A 14,277-nucleotide genomic window follows, 5' to 3' on the forward strand; every position below is an offset into this window, starting at 1 on the left:
AGCACGCGAAGCTATGCCTGCCCCACGGCTGTCCCCGTGCCCCCCGCCTGGTAAATCATGCGACGGCTGATTTCCACCGCGTGATCCGCGAATCGTTCGTAGTAGCGGCCCAACAGCGTGACATCGACCGCAGCTGCCACCCCGTGCTTCCATTCCTTATCCATCAGAACCGTGAAGAGATGGCGGTGCAGATCGTCCATCGCGTCGTCATCCGCATCCAAGCGCGCAGCCTTCTGCGGATCTCCGGAGAGCACAACGTCTTTGGCGTCGTGCCCGATACTGACCGCGATGCGGCCCATCTCAGCGAAATAACCGTGGACCTCTTCGGGCAATGCCCGCTGCGGGTGACGTCGACGGGTGATTTTGGCAACGTGTAGTGCCAGGGCACCCATGCGCTCGGCGTCGGCAACATTCTTGAGAGCCGCCAGAACTGCCCGCAGATCGGAGGCCACGGGTGCTTGCAGAGCCAATACCGTGAACGCCGCCTCTTCAAGCCTTCGGGTACGGAGAACTATGTCGTCATGGCAGCTGATGACTTCTTCGGCCAGCGCCAGATCAGCCTGTAAAAGCGCCTGCGTTGCCTTCTGCATAGCACTGCCGGCCAACTGACAAATATCGGCGATGCTCGCCGCTAGCGCATCTAGCTGTTGATGGAAGGCCGCCCGCATGGTCCCACTCTACGATTTGCCACAACCCAGGTCATCTCCGCGTGGGCGCACAATTGAGGGCCGGACTCGGCCCATACACTCGCCGGCACCCGTCGAGCGCGGCCAGGTTCGGTCGACACTGCACCCACACCACCCGGCGACTACGATAAGTCCAGGTCAAAACGTGGGGCAGGGTGAGGTGTGCAGATGGCAATCCCAGAGGTCCTGGCCCGGGTCATCCGATTTCTTCGTCTCGGATACCCCGACGGAGTACCCCATACCGACTACATTCCACTATTTGCTCTACTACGTCGAAGACTCTCCGACGAGGAGATTCTCATGGTCGCTCGCGAAGTGATCGCCCATGGCAACACACCCGTTGCGGACGCCGACATTGAGGTCGCGATCACCAAGGCGACTGACGCACTCCCGTCCGCCGAAGAGACTGAGCGCGTAAGACACAGACTCCGCGTGGCCGGATGGAGCCCGAACGATCCCTTCGAATCATCCGACTAGCTACTGGCTTGCTTGACGCGGCGCCGCGCACCCCGTGCGGCCAAAGAATTGAGTAGCTGTTCAGCCTCTTCGAGCTGGCGGTAGAGGCGCAACAATCTTTCCGGGGTTTCCTTTTCGGAACTGCACCGCCGACGACGCTGTTCCCAATTCTGTTCGGCGATATCGATGCGCCGGCGAAGCTCGCCGACCTCGGCCGATAACGTCTCCGACAACAGCACCATCTGTGCGCGTTCCGTCGACTTCATCTGCCACCCGCGTTTCCAAGGGCCAAACATTTCCAGACCGTTGTACTCCCAGACCCCGGATTTGTCTCGCTGTCGATTCTCCCGCCTGGACGGTTGGCCCTACCCGCCGGGTCTCGCCTAGGAGCTGCGCAATCTCAGCGTGGTCCGCTGAACAGCAGGGCGACCAACAGCACCACCATCCCGAGCAACAAGGCACTGAGGAAGGTCGGCATATGGCTCGGCGGCAGCGCCATATCGCGTCGCATGGCCTCCTGTACCCGGCGCCGCCGTCCCGCTGCCGCCATGGCCAGCAGGCCACCCGTGATCACCAACACGATGCTCACCACATGCCGCGCACCGGGGATCCAGAACTCGGGGACGAACTGCATGAGCGCCACACCGCTGGCGATCAGTGCCAGTGAGGTACGCACCCACGCCAGGTAGGTCCGTTCGTTGGCGAGTGTGAATCGGTAGTCGGGCTCGGCGTCCACGACTTCGCCGGTGGTCACGAGCCGTACTTCAGCCACAGTGGCATGGTCTTGTTCAGACGGTCCATGAACTTCTGCAGCCCCACCCGGTATTCACCGAAGCCCATGGGGTCAATCCGATACTCCGGGAAGGCAATTCCAATACCGAACAGGCCGGGCGCGATGATCCCGTTGGCCGGGTTGCACTCCAGCTGACCCCACTGCGGGGCGGCGGGAAGCGGCCGGGGACTGAATCCGACGGTGTACACCGCGTAGTCGCAGCTCTGGAGCATCTCGGGGAATTCGGGGCTGTCGACGAGACATCTTTGCAACCGGTCCGGCAGGACCCCGTCGATGTTCTCGCGCGCCCAGCGCGCGGCCTCGCCCTTGAGCCCGGTGTCGTCGAAAAGCGTCCAATCGCCCATGTCCACCGCGTAGCGCAGCGGGCCACGGTAGAAGTTGATGACCTTGGCGGCGGGTCCGGCCAACAGGTTTGGCAGCGCGATCATGCTGGAGTGCGAGGAGCCGAACACGGCGACGGTCGCGCCCTCCAACGGCTGCTCAGCCAACTTCGCCGGATTCAGCGCCACCTCGATCGGAATCTCGTTCAGCCACGGGTAGTCGAGCGTCTTGGGAATCGATCCGATCGCCAGAATCACGTTCTGAGAACTGATCTCGCCCAGTTCGGTCTGCACTGCCCACCGACCGCCCTGCAGCGAAAGACCCGTCACGCTGGTACGCAACGCGCTCACCTGCGCGCACAACTGCCCGGTGATCCACACCAGCGGATCCGCGACATCCCCGAGTAGACAAGTGTCCGTGGGCGCGAGGTCATTCAGCGCGAAATGCGGGGCGTGAGCGAAGCGGAAAGAATCAGCGCCCGTGAGGTAGTTGATGAACAGTTTCACCGACGTATTACTCGGTACCGCACGCCATTTCGCACCCAGATCGCCTGCGGAAAAATCCGGGTCGATCCAGGCGATCGCCCCGGGCTCCACTCCGTGATCAAGGAGCCTCCCGACTGCCGCAATTCCCGCGGGTCCCGCTCCGACCACTGTCCACCCGTACTTGCTCACTGTTCTGCCCTTCTCTGCGTAATCCAAGAACGCCGCATTTGTTGCTTGCGGTGACTGTCTTCGATTGTTCGGCGCAAAGAGGCCCCTGAGTAGGGATCAATCCGGGAGCAGCCCCAAAGTTTCACTTATAAATACTGGTAGTTGCCCTACGACGGTTCCGCATCGCCGGTTTCCCAGGTGCTCGGCAGCATGGGAATCACCTGCCGGGTGTCATCGGAGGAGAACCTGACCGTTGCGGCAGCCTGCGTACTCGCCGCCACGGGAGCAGTACCCGCGAAACCAAGAGGGCCGGCACCCCGGCTGGTCGCACGATGCTCCGGTACCGCCGCGTCGGCCGTCGCATCCATACCGCTTGGCTCTTCCAGATATTCATGACGCCTACCACCAACCCTGGCCTTGTTTTTGGCGCGTGCTCTGCGCCGGGCCTGGGCTGCCACGGCGGCACTCACCACGGCGGGTGCCTCGACGGTGTCTACCGCGGACTCCGAGGATTTCTCGGTGCTCTTGGGGCCAAAGCTCACCGCGGGCGGCACCAAACCCGGTATCGCGTAACTGATTCCTGCGCCCGGCGCGGGAGCCGGGGACGTGGCCGGGGCAGGTGTACTCGGCGCGGGTGCGGGCGCCGACGAACCGCCGGTAGGTACGACGGACGAGACAGACACGGGCACGGCAGCAAGACCCGACTCCGCACGCGGTACCGGCCGATGCACCGGCCTGTCCGCCGACGGCGCCGCCGGCGCGGGAACCGGCGCAACCGCGGGCCGAAGATGCATCAGTGCCGCCAGGCCGCTCAGTCCACTGAGGGCGGGAATGAGAAACGGCAGCAGGTATGAGGCGTAGTACGGGTACCACAGCAGGTCATAAAGGAACAGCATGATCACGGCCAATATCGCCGAGGTCGCCGGATTGAAGCCCATCTTCTCGAACCACTGCTGAAAGCCCTGCAGCATCTTCATGATCTGATCCGGCGATCCGGGAACATCCGATTGGTCGCTGCGGCCTTCACCGCCGGGACTCAGGATCGAGGGCGCCTGTTGGGTCGACGGTATCGCCGATGTCATGGCCTCGGCAGTCGCCTGGTAAGCGCTCATGGTGGCCGCGGCCTGTACCCACATGCGCATATAGTCGGCCTCGTTGAGTGCGATGGGGATGGTATTGATCCCAAAGAAATTCGTCCCGACCAGAACTCCATGCGTGATGTGGTTGGCCGCCAGCTCCGCGAGCGTGGGCATCGCGGCGAGCGCGCTCCCATATGCCGCCGCGGTGGTTTCGTGCTGTGCGGCAATGACACTGCTCTCCGCGGCGGACTGCTCGAGCCAGGCCACGTACGGCAGGTGGGCGGCCACATACTCCGAAGCGCTGGGCCCCTGCCAACTACTTGCCTGCACCCCCGCGAGCACCTGAGTCAGCTCGACCGCCGTGCTTGCGTAGTTGTTACCGATCTCTTGCCACTGCGCGGCAGCGGCCAGCATCGCACCCGGTCCGGGGCCCGCACTCAACAGCGCCGAATGCACCTCCGGAGGCTCCGCCATCCATATCGGTGCCGTCACCCGCTGCCTCCCTGCTGAATGGACGCAAACGGTTTCGCGTCACCGTTGGAGTAGTCGGACTGCGTGCGAGAAAGTTCCCGAACAATCAGAATCAGCGTCCGAAATCACATTTATCGTTGTGCGCCAGGAATTCCCACGCACTATTACCGTCCCGTACAGTCGGGCCCATGTCTGTCATCGATGTTCGCCACCTCGACGGCGTGTCCGAGACCGCACTCCTGACGTTGCATCAACGTGCGACCGAGGCGGCCCGACCGGACGGCATCATCGACGACCCCATGGCCATCTCGCTGTACGCAAGCGTCGACTACGACTTCCAGCGCTTCGGCCGCACACATCAGGCGACGGCCTTGCGCGCCTTGATATTCGACAAGGCCACCCGCGGATACCTGGACGGCCATCCGCGCGCCACCGTGGTGGCCTTGGCCGAGGGGCTGCAGACGAGCTACTGGCGTGTCGACAATGGCGAGCTCACCTGGCTGTCGGTAGACCTTGAGCCCATCGTGCGGTTGCGTCAACAGCTGCTCCCGCGATCGGACCGGTTGCACCATTGCGCACAATCGGCACTGGACTACTCGTGGATGGATCGAGTCGACGACTCCGACGGTGTACTTATCACCGCCGAGGGCCTGTTCCAGTACCTGGAGCGCGACCTGGTGTTCGATCTGATATCCGCCTGCGCCAAACGTTTTCCGGGCGGCACACTGGTATTCGATTCGGTGCCGAAGTTTCTGAGCACACATTCTCAGCGCGGCATGCGGCTCAGCGAGCAGTACCTCGTGCCACCAATGCCTTTCTCGTTCACCGCAAATCAATACGGTGAACTACGTGCCATCCCCGGCATCCGCAGTGTGCGTGAGCTGCGGATGCCGGCTGGGCGCGGCAAGATACTGCGCTGGGCGGGCCCGCTGCTGTATGCGCTCCCCGGCCTTGATCGGTGGCGCGCACCTCATACCGTTGTCGAATTCGGCTGAAATAGCAGCATTTAGGGCCCGTTTGCGGCAGTCAGGCTATCCGGCAGCGACCGCGAAGTCCCCGCCTGCCCGCACAAGCGTGTCGTGAACTTCTTCCACCGACAGCACGCTGTCTGTCTGGACACGCACCGTCGAGGCACCCCTGGGATCCAGCTCCACCGACACCTCACGCACCGGATCGAGGGCTGTCAGTGCCTCGGTCACGCCCATCACACATGAGTTGCAGTGCATCCCGCTGATGGCGAAGATCTGCTCGGACATATTGTGTTTCCTTCCTGAAATTTGTTACTCACAAAAGATTTGGTAGAGCGCCGGCGTTTATGCGCCCCACTTGGCTCCTTCGGCCATGTCGCGGGCGTTCATGGACAGGGTGTTGGTTTCGTGGGTGGTGCCCATGGCGCGGTAGGCGCGGATGAGTTCTTCCATGGCGGTGTTCCACTGGGCCTGCCAGGCGGCTTGGCTCATGGAGGTATCACCGTGCCAGGCGGCCTGCAGGGAGGCCTGCTGAGCGGCCAGGTCGGCGCCCAGGGCGGTCAATACACCGGAGTAGGTGTTCATCTCGCCGGCATGGGCCAGCATCGCGGGGTAGTTGAACGTGATCTGCGACATTGGGGTCTTTTCCTTTCGGTGGCGTTAGACGCCGACGTAGCGGCTGGCGGCGGCGGCATCTTCGGCGACGTAGGACGCGGCGGCATCACCGAGGTTGACCTGGGCGATATCGAGCAGTGCGTTGACCTTGGCGGCGACCTCCACGAAACGAGCGTGTGCGGCCTGGAATGCCACCGAGGATTCCCCGACATGGAACGCCTGGGCCGACATCGCGGCCTGCTCGGCCTGCGAAATCGTCGAACGCATCAACGCGGTCTTGGCACCAAAAGTGCCCTCCGCAGCCACCAAAGCCGGGATATGTGCATCAAGCAAACTCATGAAATTTCCTTTCTCGGATCGTGATGGGTTGTTATCGGAACTACGCGAATCCCGGCATATAGGTTGCGGCAGCGTGCATATCGCCGACTGTGTAACTCGTCGCGGCCTCGGCGGTTCCGATTCCGGCCCGCCCAAGCTGGTACGCGGCACCGGTACCGGCGCCGGTGCGCTCGATCCCGTGGGCACTGAACAACGCCGCGCTCTGGATCGACACCGGATCAGCCGCCGGCGGCACCACCGCGCCGATCACCGGTGCGGCAGCCGCATGCACTGCGGCGAGCCGCGCGGTCAGGGCTTCCACCGCGGCGCTGGCCGCGGTCAACCCCTCGGGAACTACGTTCAGAATCATGACGAATTCTCCTCCTTCGGCTGGGCTACGGTCATCGAGAAAACTCCTGTGTGAGCAGATCCCGGATCGATTCCGGTAACGCGCAAAGCTCGGCCACGGGCGCCGTGTCAAGTGAGATGGTCCGAAACCCCGCCAGATAGTCTGCGTAGCTGCGTGATCCGAGCCGCATCCCCAGGCCAGCCCAGGCGTCGAGCACCGACCATCGCCCCGGGTTCTGCGTGGCCCAATCGCTGCGGTCCAGCAGCCGTTTCCATTCGCTCAGGCCGAGCTCCTCGAGGCCGAACCCGCCGAGGAACTCGGCATACGAAACGGACATGCCACGCAACACGGTCACTCCCCGGCCCAGCGCCGATGATTCGCCCGCCATCCCGAGGATGGACCTGGCTGCGACATCGCCGGTGGTCACTTCCTCGGTCAACGCGACAGAAGGACAGGCCCGCAACGCAATACATGCATCAACGAACGACACCAGAATATCGGCGCCATCACCCAGTTGACTGACCTCGCCAAGCACCCGGGGTAACCGAACGAGCGTGAAGTCAAGCTCGCCCGGCGCTGCCGCGACAACGAGTTCCGCCAGCGCCTTGGACGCCGCGTAGGGATAGACGGCCTCGCGCGGATCGGTCACCTGAGCGACCGCGGGATCGGCATTCACCACAAAGGTCGACATGTGAATCAGTCGAACCCCCCTGGCCGTACAGGCGGCCACGGCCCCAGATACCCACTCCACATTGGCGTCTCGAATGTCGCGGTAGGGAGCCAGCACGTTGGTGTTCCCGATGCAATTGACCAGAGTGTGGGCACCGGTCCGGCGAATCAACTCGTCCAACATCCCGGGGTGAAACTCGGATCCGACATGCAGAACCTTGACGCCGACGACGTCCTTCAGGGCCGACCAGGGTTCGCAATCGGGTAGCTCCGACCTGGTCACCAAGATGACCTCGGGGCGCAGCGCGCCTTCTCGTTTCAGGTCGAGCGTGGCCCGCGCGAACCCGGTGCCGACAATTCCGGAAGCCCCGAGCACCATGATCGGCCCACCGTCCGTGGACCGCGAATCACTACCGCACGACGTCTTAGCATCCCGAGCGATTGCGATCCGGTCCAGGTCCGCTCCGATATCGGCCGCGGTGTCCAAGGCTGCGAGCTCATCGACCGCCGTACCTGCCGCAACGAGGTAGGTGGCGCTGTCCGCACTGATCAGGTCCAGCACGGACAGTTCACGACCGAGATACTGGCGAGTGGCCGGCAGAATTCTGATCAGATCGAGCGAGCCGATCCCCTCCGCCAGCAGCGAGGAGCCCGCACGGACCTGCCGCCCGAGGTGCTCACTCCAGATTCGTGCAAGACCAGCGGCTGTCTCTGCTGCGTCCGCCTCATCCGGTACCGCGTCCACAAACTCGGCCATGGTCCGCAGGACGTCCCTGTCGACCTTGCCGTTCGGCTTTCGCGGGATGCTCGGCACATCGATGACGAAGAACGAGGAGACACCCAAGCTCACTAACAGACGCCTGATTCGGCCGGCCAATTCGTGGTGCTGCAGCCCGTTACAGGCCTGGAACCACACGGCCAGCGCACCATTGTGGGCGGCCGCGTAGGCGTCGGCGACCGCCGGGTCTTCGGATATGCGGCCGATGATCGCGGCCGTGTCGACTCTCTTGCCCGAGATCTTCACGATCGCATCGCGGCGTCCGGCGAAGGTGGGGAATCCATCTTCGTCGAACACCACGCGATCGGCGGTGGCGAAGGCCCGCCTGGCTTCACCGTCGGGGGCGTTGACCACACCGAAGCTCTCGCTCTGCATACCCAGATACCCCGCCGAGACGGGTTCGCCTACCACGACGATTTCACCGAAGGCGACAAAGACCGTGTTCGGTACGATCGGCAGGCCCACACGAAGCCGGTCGATATCGTCCGCATCCGCGACGGGCAGGTACGTGACGACCACCGTGGTTTCGGTGGGATCATAGCTCGAGATGAGTGAGATACCGCTGGTATCAGCGGATTTCACCCACATATCTACTGCGCCTGGGCGAATGGCTTCGCCGCCGACGACCACCTGACGCAGGTCAGAAGCACCGACCACGGCGAGAGCCTCGGGGTCCTCGCACAACAGGTGCCACACAGCCGTCGGCAGATCGAGCAGGGTGGGCCGGAACTCGCGGATATCGGACACCAATGCGCGCAGATCTCCGGATTTCATGCCGCGGGAACGGACCACCCGCGCTCCGCATACCGCGGCCCCGAAGATTTCCTCGACGCTGATATCCGACGTCAGCGGGGCACATTGGAGAATGCTGTCCTGCGTCCGCCAGCCGTAGGCACTACTGGCGGCGCGGGCAAACAGCGCAAGGGCACCATGGGAAACCGGAACCAGTTTGGGCTCACCGGTCGACCCCGAGGTGGCCATGATGTACGCCGTGCTGTCCGCCAGGGCATCATCCCGAGCCACCTGCTCCATGCGCTCCGTCACGAGTTCACGCAGCGATGCGTCCAGAACGACAGGGACCGAGATAGCCGTGTCGACGACACGCACCGTAACGCCACGCCCGTGCTGTGCAATCGAATCAGACCGCGCCGCAAGCTCTTCCGTGCTCTCACACACGCTGTATCCGCAGCCGATGAGGTGGCAGGCGATCAGCAGGTCCACAGTCTTATCGGTGTCGTCGTCGGCGCACACCACAATGTCACCGGGCACGACGCACGCGGCGATCAGCCATGCGATCCACGGCTCGACAAACGCCCGCCGCCGCACGAACCGCGCCACCTCACCGCCGGTGTCCAGGAACCAGGCAGGTAGCCCCGTAGCGTGTGCGCGATCATCACCTCTGCGGCGGGCGCCGTCTGCGCCGATCCCGAACCATTCATTCACCGTCATCGCGATCGGCAGCTGCCACATCGCTTCCATCGAGCCCAGCGCCGCCGCGATTCTCTCGGCGACCCACTGATGAGCGCTTGCGCTCGGCAAGTCGCTGCGATGCCAGATGGACAGGGTCAGCGTACGTCGATCTTCATCCGCGACGCACGACACGGTCATGCCCTCCACCGGGCCGATATCCGTCACACAGGGTGCTGCGGCGAGGAATGGACGTAGCTGTGGTGCGCAGGTCTCCCGGATGAAATTGACGGTCAGCGCCTCGACATGTGACGTCCTGTTGATGGCCAAATACATTCGGCGGTACTGCTCCTCACGGAGCCACCGGCGCCGCGAAGCCTTGACATAGTCACGATCAAGGGCGCGCACAACATCCTGTACCGATGCAAAGGCAGGGAAGCAGACCGGATGCGCGATGGAGTTGACCAGGCAGGTTGCCACACTGAGGTCGGGCTCCCCGAACCTGTTGTCCACCGCGTGAACCAGCAGAGTCTGTGTGCCCTGTCGCAAACTGGCGTCCACTGCGACCGAAGCCGCGGCCACCAGGATGTTCAACGGCACCCGCTTAGCCTCGGCCAGCGCATCGAGTGCATCGAATTCCTTGCCGGACAGGGTAACCGACTCCTGCAGCACACCCTTGGCGGCGCCGGATGGCCCGGTGCCGAGGCCTTGTCCGTGCGCGGTGTATTGCGCCGCGTCGGCGAGTTCAGTTTGGATCGCCGCACCAAAACGTTGCAGGGACTCGTCTGCCTTGGCAGCCTCACGGCGGTGCGCTGCCACAAGATTCGCCAGTCCGTCACTGGCACAAGGGGGTTTGACTTCCTCGCTTGTCGAGAGGAATCTGCCAAGGTCTGCTTCGATAACACCAATGGCGCCGCCGTCGAGCAGGAGATGGTGTGCCTGGATATCGAGGCCCACCACCCGCGCGTCAGCGCCGGTGCGCACGGTGTAATGCACGAGCGGCTTTACCGCGAGGCCGGTGGACCACCGGCTCACCAGCTCGCCCGCGGTCCGTGCGGTCAGGCCCTCTGCGTCCGCAGCAACCGAGACAATGTCGCCGAACTCTAACCGTTGCATCAGTTCCGGATGGTGCAGATCGGCTGACACTGGTTCTAGGACACACAACTGCACCGGGTTGGCGGCTATTGCCCCTTCCAGCGCGGACAGAAACACCGATAGCTCGATCGGGTGAAACCGAAAACTCTTCCCAATCAGGTACAACCCGGGATCATCGGCCTGTACCGCGCCGTTGTACATGTTCTGCTGTGAAAGGCTCATCGGCACGCGGTCCACGCGGGGTTCGACGGCCACGGTCATGTGACGCCCTCCGGCTGAGCGTGCTCCAGTACCTCGGCCCACCCTGCGATGGAAAGATCTGAAACCAAACGCTTCTGCAGCTCCGAGCCGCGAGTCACGCCCAGCTGCTTCATCAACAGCACGAATCGGACCGAGTCCAGACCCAGCTCCCGGAGATCGGTCAAGTCGCCATCGAAGAGTTCGGATTCCGAGATGTACAGCACCTCGCACACCGCAGCCAGAATCAGGTCTCGCGTGGTTTCAGACACGTGCCTGTGCCCCGTTCAGCGAGGCAGACAACGACGAGCGCATCACCTTGCCGGACTTTGTCCGAGGGATGTCCTCGACAACGACGATGGTCGACGGCCTGGCCATCGACTCCGACTCATGCCGATATCTGGCCGCGATCCGCCGCTTCAACTCGGCCGTACTCTGCCCATCGAGTTGTGCGTCGGACACCACGGCCAACCCGACCAGCGCGCCGAATTCCTCATCCGGTATCTCGTAACACGCCGCTTCACGCACGCCCGCAACATCTTCGGCAATTCGGTCGACCTCGTCCGGTACCACGTTGACGCCACCGGAGATGATCATCTCCGACGAGCGACCCCTGATGTAAAAGAATCCGTCATCGCGGCGCTCCACCAAATCACCGGTGTTCACCCATCCGTCGGCCAGTACCTCACGGGTGCGATCGGAATCTCCCCAGTACCCCAGCATGTTGGCGGGCGATTTGATCCACAACGTGCCGAAAGATGCAGAGGCGGCACCCGCCGCCGGCCCGCCGGACCCTTCGCCCGAAAGATAGGTCTGTACGCCCGGATACGGGCGCCCGACCGCACCTTCTTCGATCCTGGCAATCGACTCGCCGTCGGTCGGCAGACACAATGCGGTACAGCCTGTTTCACTCAGTCCGTAGACCTGTGCCGTCCGCACCCCGGTCGCCTCGATAAATCGCACATCGGCAGGGATCGCGCGCGAACCACCGTAGGCAATGAAGCGCAACGCGGGAAGGCAGGTGCCAGTCAGCTTGAGCTCCGACACCAATCTGGTCAGGAGAGTGGGCACCAGACACGCGGTGGCCACGTCGTTGTCGACAAGCAACTCTCGCAGTGAGGCACCGCGTTCACCACCGGTGACGCATGCGGCACCGTGCATCAACCCGTTGAGGATCCACCACAGCCCGCCGATATGCGTAGCGGGCAACGGCGAGTAAGTCGTTTCTCCTGCCACCCAATCGATCCAGCTCAGTCCCTCGTCATGCAGGATGTCCGGGATGGCGAAGAACGTGCGATTGGCAAGCAGCACGGCCTTCGGTTCACCCGTTGTGCCGCTGGTGAAGATCATGGCAAGGGCATCGTCGGCTCCGCTTTCCGCCTCGGCCGCCGAGAAATCCGAGTCACCGCTCGCGTGATGACGGGTGGTGTCGTTGTCGGCTGCACTCGGAACGATCGCGGCCGGCTGGGTTATCTCGCAGAACCGCGCGATGGTCGCCTGGGGCAGGGCATTGTCGACCATGACCGCGATTGCTCCGACCCGTGCGCAGGCCAGTACCCAAAGGTACGTCTGGGGCCCATTGTCAGAGAGGACCACGACACGAGAACCCGGCGTGACCGACTCGGCGCGAAGTGTCACGGCGAGGCGCTCAACCGTGCCGACGAGCTCACCGTAACTAACGGCATCGGTACCGTCGCTGCGGCGCAGCGCAATTGACTCCGGTTGTATACGGGCCTGTTCGAGGATCCGTTCCAGCACAGTGGGCGGCGGTGACTGAGACATGACGGTGGCGATGCGCTTCCTGTCGAGGGTTACGGGATGTTGAGGACCGCGATATCGAACTCTCCTGTCGCGGATCCTCCATCCTGATCCCAGAATTCGATGGTGCTGTGGAACTGGAGATAGCGCCATGACCGGTCGACGATGTGGAAGTCGCGGGCCTGCAGGCGTGCGGAGAACTGCTGCGCGTTGACCAGCCGCCGAAACCTCGACGATGTGCTCTTGATCAGCATGCTGGCGAGTTGGTTCTGGCAATAGTCGTCGATGGACCAGCCCCGGAATGCCCAGATGTCGTCGTTGACAACACCTTGCGCGAACGCGCAGTACGCCAGCTGGTTGAAGCACAGCACCAACTCCACGGCATTGAAGTGCCCTGTGCTTCGGATGTACGCGGACTCGTCGATCGCGAAGTTGCCCTGCGCGTGCACTGCGTCAGAGGTGATTCCGTATTGAGCATCGTTCAGGTAGCGGCATCCCTTGTACGAATACGGCTCGAGGACTCTGCTGAGCAGCGCCTCGGACATCGGGGCCATACCCGCCGAAGGCAGACCGGTCTGGACCGACAGCGTCGCCGCGACCGCACTCACGCCGCGAATCCCGGCGTCTCGAGCCCGTCCAGCATGGTCAGGCGGTAGGTCGTCAACGTACCCGATGCCGTCCCATGCTTTGCACGATGTACCAGAGATCGGTTGTCCCACAGAACAATATCCCCAACCTCATAGTGCTGAGCGTGGATGAACGGGGACGCATAATCGGAGTCGAGCTGCCCCGACGCTTCGAGGAGCTGCTGAAGCAACTCCGCGTCCAGAAGCTTTCCGGCCCCGTCCTCGATGGTCTCGGTGCCCGCCTCGCAGATGTAGAGGATCTCTTTCCCGGTCTTCGGGTGCTGGATCACCGTCGGCCACTTCTGCGGAGGCGTGGTGCGCTCGATCTCGGCCAGGATTTCCCCGATAGGCCGGTACACGTCACTCGGCCGAATCTTGATGTAGCGGCGCGGGGTATGTGTGCTGAATGTCCCCAACGCTGCTTCCTTTGTCTGTGCGGGCAGCGATTCCCACACCTTGTTGAGGTCGATGAAGTAGGTACCGCGGTCGAGCCCCGGAACTGCTAACGGCAACACCATCGAGAAGGCAAAGGGCTTCGGCATGAACATGTAGTCGACGTGCCAGAACGCACCGGTCCGCGGAACGCCTTGGCCTTCTTCGGTGGAAGACACGAAGATCTCGGGATGGTCCTGGTGGTGATAGACAGGCTCGTAGTAGGGCACGATCTCGCCGATCAACCGCCCGAGCTGGATGAATTGCTCGGGGGATGGGTGCACGTCCTTGAGGACGACGAGCTTGTGCCGATAGACGAGTTCGCGGATCTCCTCGGTGGTGATGCCGTCCAGGTTCCCCGGATCAATTCCGGTGACCTGCGCCCCCAGTCCCTCGCCCTTCACGTTGAGCGTCATCGACTCCCTAACCTTCTCGCGGATATGACTAACTAATGCGACTAAGGGAGCAGTCGATCCGGGAGTGCGAAAAGTTCCCACCGAAATGAGGGGCGGTTTCGCGCAGTGGGTAAATCGTTGGAAAACAATGCGATTAGTGGTCGACGTCAC

The 14,277-nt window shown here is 63.0% G+C and carries 16 protein-coding genes; 2 read left to right on the forward strand and 14 right to left on the reverse strand.

The window, feature by feature from the left end; genetic code table 11:
- Positions 1-11: 11 nt before the first annotated feature.
- The gene (gene phoU, locus B4393_RS11625; RefSeq protein WP_078334267.1) at positions 12-668 is read right to left on the reverse strand and encodes a phosphate signaling complex protein PhoU; all 657 of its coding nucleotides are present in this window, start codon (positions 666-668) and stop codon (positions 12-14) included.
- A 186-nt stretch (positions 669-854) separates the two neighbouring features.
- On the opposite strand from phoU, the gene B4393_RS11630 reads away from it, so the two are divergent.
- Positions 855-1,163 (forward strand): DUF3349 domain-containing protein, encoded by a 309-nt coding sequence (locus tag B4393_RS11630; protein WP_078334454.1) that lies wholly within the window; start codon positions 855-857, stop codon positions 1,161-1,163.
- Here the strand turns inward: B4393_RS11630 and B4393_RS11635 are convergent.
- From B4393_RS11635 to B4393_RS11650, 4 genes are all read right to left on the reverse strand, one after another.
- On the reverse strand, positions 1,160-1,408 hold the full coding sequence (locus tag B4393_RS11635; RefSeq protein ID WP_078334268.1) for a hypothetical protein: 249 nt from the start codon (positions 1,406-1,408) through the stop codon (positions 1,160-1,162). The genes B4393_RS11630 and B4393_RS11635 overlap by 4 nt on opposite strands.
- 134 nt (positions 1,409-1,542) lie before the next feature.
- A complete protein-coding gene (locus tag B4393_RS11640; RefSeq protein ID WP_078334269.1) occupies positions 1,543-1,896 on the reverse strand; it encodes a YidH family protein in 354 nt (117 codons plus the stop codon).
- A complete protein-coding gene (locus B4393_RS11645) occupies positions 1,893-2,930 on the reverse strand; it encodes an FAD/NAD(P)-binding protein (protein WP_078334270.1) in 1,038 nt (345 codons plus the stop codon). Before B4393_RS11645 ends, B4393_RS11640 begins: the two co-directional genes overlap by 4 nt.
- Positions 2,931-3,076: 146 nt before the next feature.
- Positions 3,077-4,480: a PPE domain-containing protein gene (locus B4393_RS11650; protein ID WP_078334271.1), complete on the reverse strand. Its 1,404-nt coding sequence runs from the start codon at positions 4,478-4,480 to the stop codon at positions 3,077-3,079.
- A gap of 167 nt (positions 4,481-4,647) precedes the next feature.
- On the opposite strand from B4393_RS11650, the gene B4393_RS11655 reads away from it, so the two are divergent.
- Positions 4,648-5,454, forward strand: coding sequence for a class I SAM-dependent methyltransferase (locus B4393_RS11655; protein ID WP_078334272.1), 807 nt, complete (start codon positions 4,648-4,650; stop codon positions 5,452-5,454).
- Between the two features lie 36 nt (positions 5,455-5,490).
- On the opposite strand, the gene B4393_RS11660 is transcribed toward B4393_RS11655, so the two are convergent.
- From B4393_RS11660 to scoE, 9 genes are read right to left on the reverse strand one after another with little or no spacing between them, the layout of a single operon-like run.
- On the reverse strand, positions 5,491-5,715 hold the full coding sequence (locus tag B4393_RS11660; protein WP_078334273.1) for a heavy-metal-associated domain-containing protein: 225 nt from the start codon (positions 5,713-5,715) through the stop codon (positions 5,491-5,493).
- A gap of 57 nt (positions 5,716-5,772) precedes the next feature.
- Positions 5,773-6,063: a WXG100 family type VII secretion target gene (locus B4393_RS11665; RefSeq protein ID WP_030095673.1), complete on the reverse strand. Its 291-nt coding sequence runs from the start codon at positions 6,061-6,063 to the stop codon at positions 5,773-5,775.
- A 24-nt stretch (positions 6,064-6,087) separates the two neighbouring features.
- Positions 6,088-6,381 (reverse strand): type VII secretion protein EsxS, encoded by a 294-nt coding sequence (locus B4393_RS11670; protein WP_070937635.1) that lies wholly within the window; start codon positions 6,379-6,381, stop codon positions 6,088-6,090.
- Positions 6,382-6,421: 40 nt separating this feature from the next.
- A complete protein-coding gene (locus B4393_RS11675; protein ID WP_078334274.1) occupies positions 6,422-6,730 on the reverse strand; it encodes a PE family protein in 309 nt (102 codons plus the stop codon).
- A 31-nt stretch (positions 6,731-6,761) separates the two neighbouring features.
- Complete coding sequence (locus B4393_RS11680; protein ID WP_078334275.1) at positions 6,762-10,919, reverse strand: AMP-binding protein; 4,158 nt, start codon at positions 10,917-10,919, stop codon at positions 6,762-6,764.
- Complete coding sequence (locus tag B4393_RS11685; protein ID WP_191986995.1) at positions 10,916-11,167, reverse strand: acyl carrier protein; 252 nt, start codon at positions 11,165-11,167, stop codon at positions 10,916-10,918. The genes B4393_RS11680 and B4393_RS11685 overlap by 4 nt, the downstream gene beginning before the upstream one ends.
- Positions 11,160-12,806, reverse strand: a complete 1,647-nt coding sequence (gene fadD10 / locus B4393_RS11690) for a fatty acid--CoA ligase FadD10 (protein ID WP_413816145.1) — start codon at positions 12,804-12,806, stop codon at positions 11,160-11,162. Before fadD10 ends, B4393_RS11685 begins: the two co-directional genes overlap by 8 nt.
- Complete coding sequence (locus tag B4393_RS11695) at positions 12,707-13,261, reverse strand: FcoT family thioesterase (RefSeq protein ID WP_078281960.1); 555 nt, start codon at positions 13,259-13,261, stop codon at positions 12,707-12,709. Before B4393_RS11695 ends, fadD10 begins: the two co-directional genes overlap by 100 nt.
- On the reverse strand, positions 13,258-14,127 hold the full coding sequence (gene scoE, locus B4393_RS11700; RefSeq protein ID WP_078281959.1) for a (3R)-3-[(carboxymethyl)amino]fatty acid oxygenase/decarboxylase: 870 nt from the start codon (positions 14,125-14,127) through the stop codon (positions 13,258-13,260). The genes B4393_RS11695 and scoE overlap by 4 nt, the downstream gene beginning before the upstream one ends.
- Between the last annotated feature and the right edge of the window lie 150 nt (positions 14,128-14,277).

This window comes from Mycobacteroides franklinii, assembly GCF_002013895.1.
GTDB classification, from domain to species: Bacteria; Actinomycetota; Actinomycetes; order Mycobacteriales; family Mycobacteriaceae; genus Mycobacterium; species Mycobacterium franklinii.

Bases quoted from the DNA above. Each gene is read 5' to 3' on its own strand.
- phoU (WP_078334267.1), bottom strand. From the start codon at position 668: ATGCGGGCGGCCTTCCATCAACAGCTAGATGCGCTAGCGGCGAGCATC.
- B4393_RS11630 (WP_078334454.1), top strand. From the start codon at position 855: ATGGCAATCCCAGAGGTCCTGGCCCGGGTCATCCGATTTCTTCGTCTC.
- B4393_RS11635 (WP_078334268.1), bottom strand. From the start codon at position 1,408: ATGAAGTCGACGGAACGCGCACAGATGGTGCTGTTGTCGGAGACGTTA.
- B4393_RS11655 (WP_078334272.1), top strand. From the start codon at position 4,648: ATGTCTGTCATCGATGTTCGCCACCTCGACGGCGTGTCCGAGACCGCA.
- B4393_RS11660 (WP_078334273.1), bottom strand. From the start codon at position 5,715: ATGTCCGAGCAGATCTTCGCCATCAGCGGGATGCACTGCAACTCATGT.
- B4393_RS11665 (WP_030095673.1), bottom strand. From the start codon at position 6,063: ATGTCGCAGATCACGTTCAACTACCCCGCGATGCTGGCCCATGCCGGC.
- B4393_RS11670 (WP_070937635.1), bottom strand. From the start codon at position 6,381: ATGAGTTTGCTTGATGCACATATCCCGGCTTTGGTGGCTGCGGAGGGC.
- B4393_RS11675 (WP_078334274.1), bottom strand. From the start codon at position 6,730: ATGATTCTGAACGTAGTTCCCGAGGGGTTGACCGCGGCCAGCGCCGCG.
- B4393_RS11680 (WP_078334275.1), bottom strand. From the start codon at position 10,919: ATGACCGTGGCCGTCGAACCCCGCGTGGACCGCGTGCCGATGAGCCTT.
- fadD10 (WP_413816145.1), bottom strand. From the start codon at position 12,806: ATGGCGCTATCTCCAGTTCCACAGCACCATCGAATTCTGGGATCAGGA.
- scoE (WP_078281959.1), bottom strand. From the start codon at position 14,127: ATGACGCTCAACGTGAAGGGCGAGGGACTGGGGGCGCAGGTCACCGGA.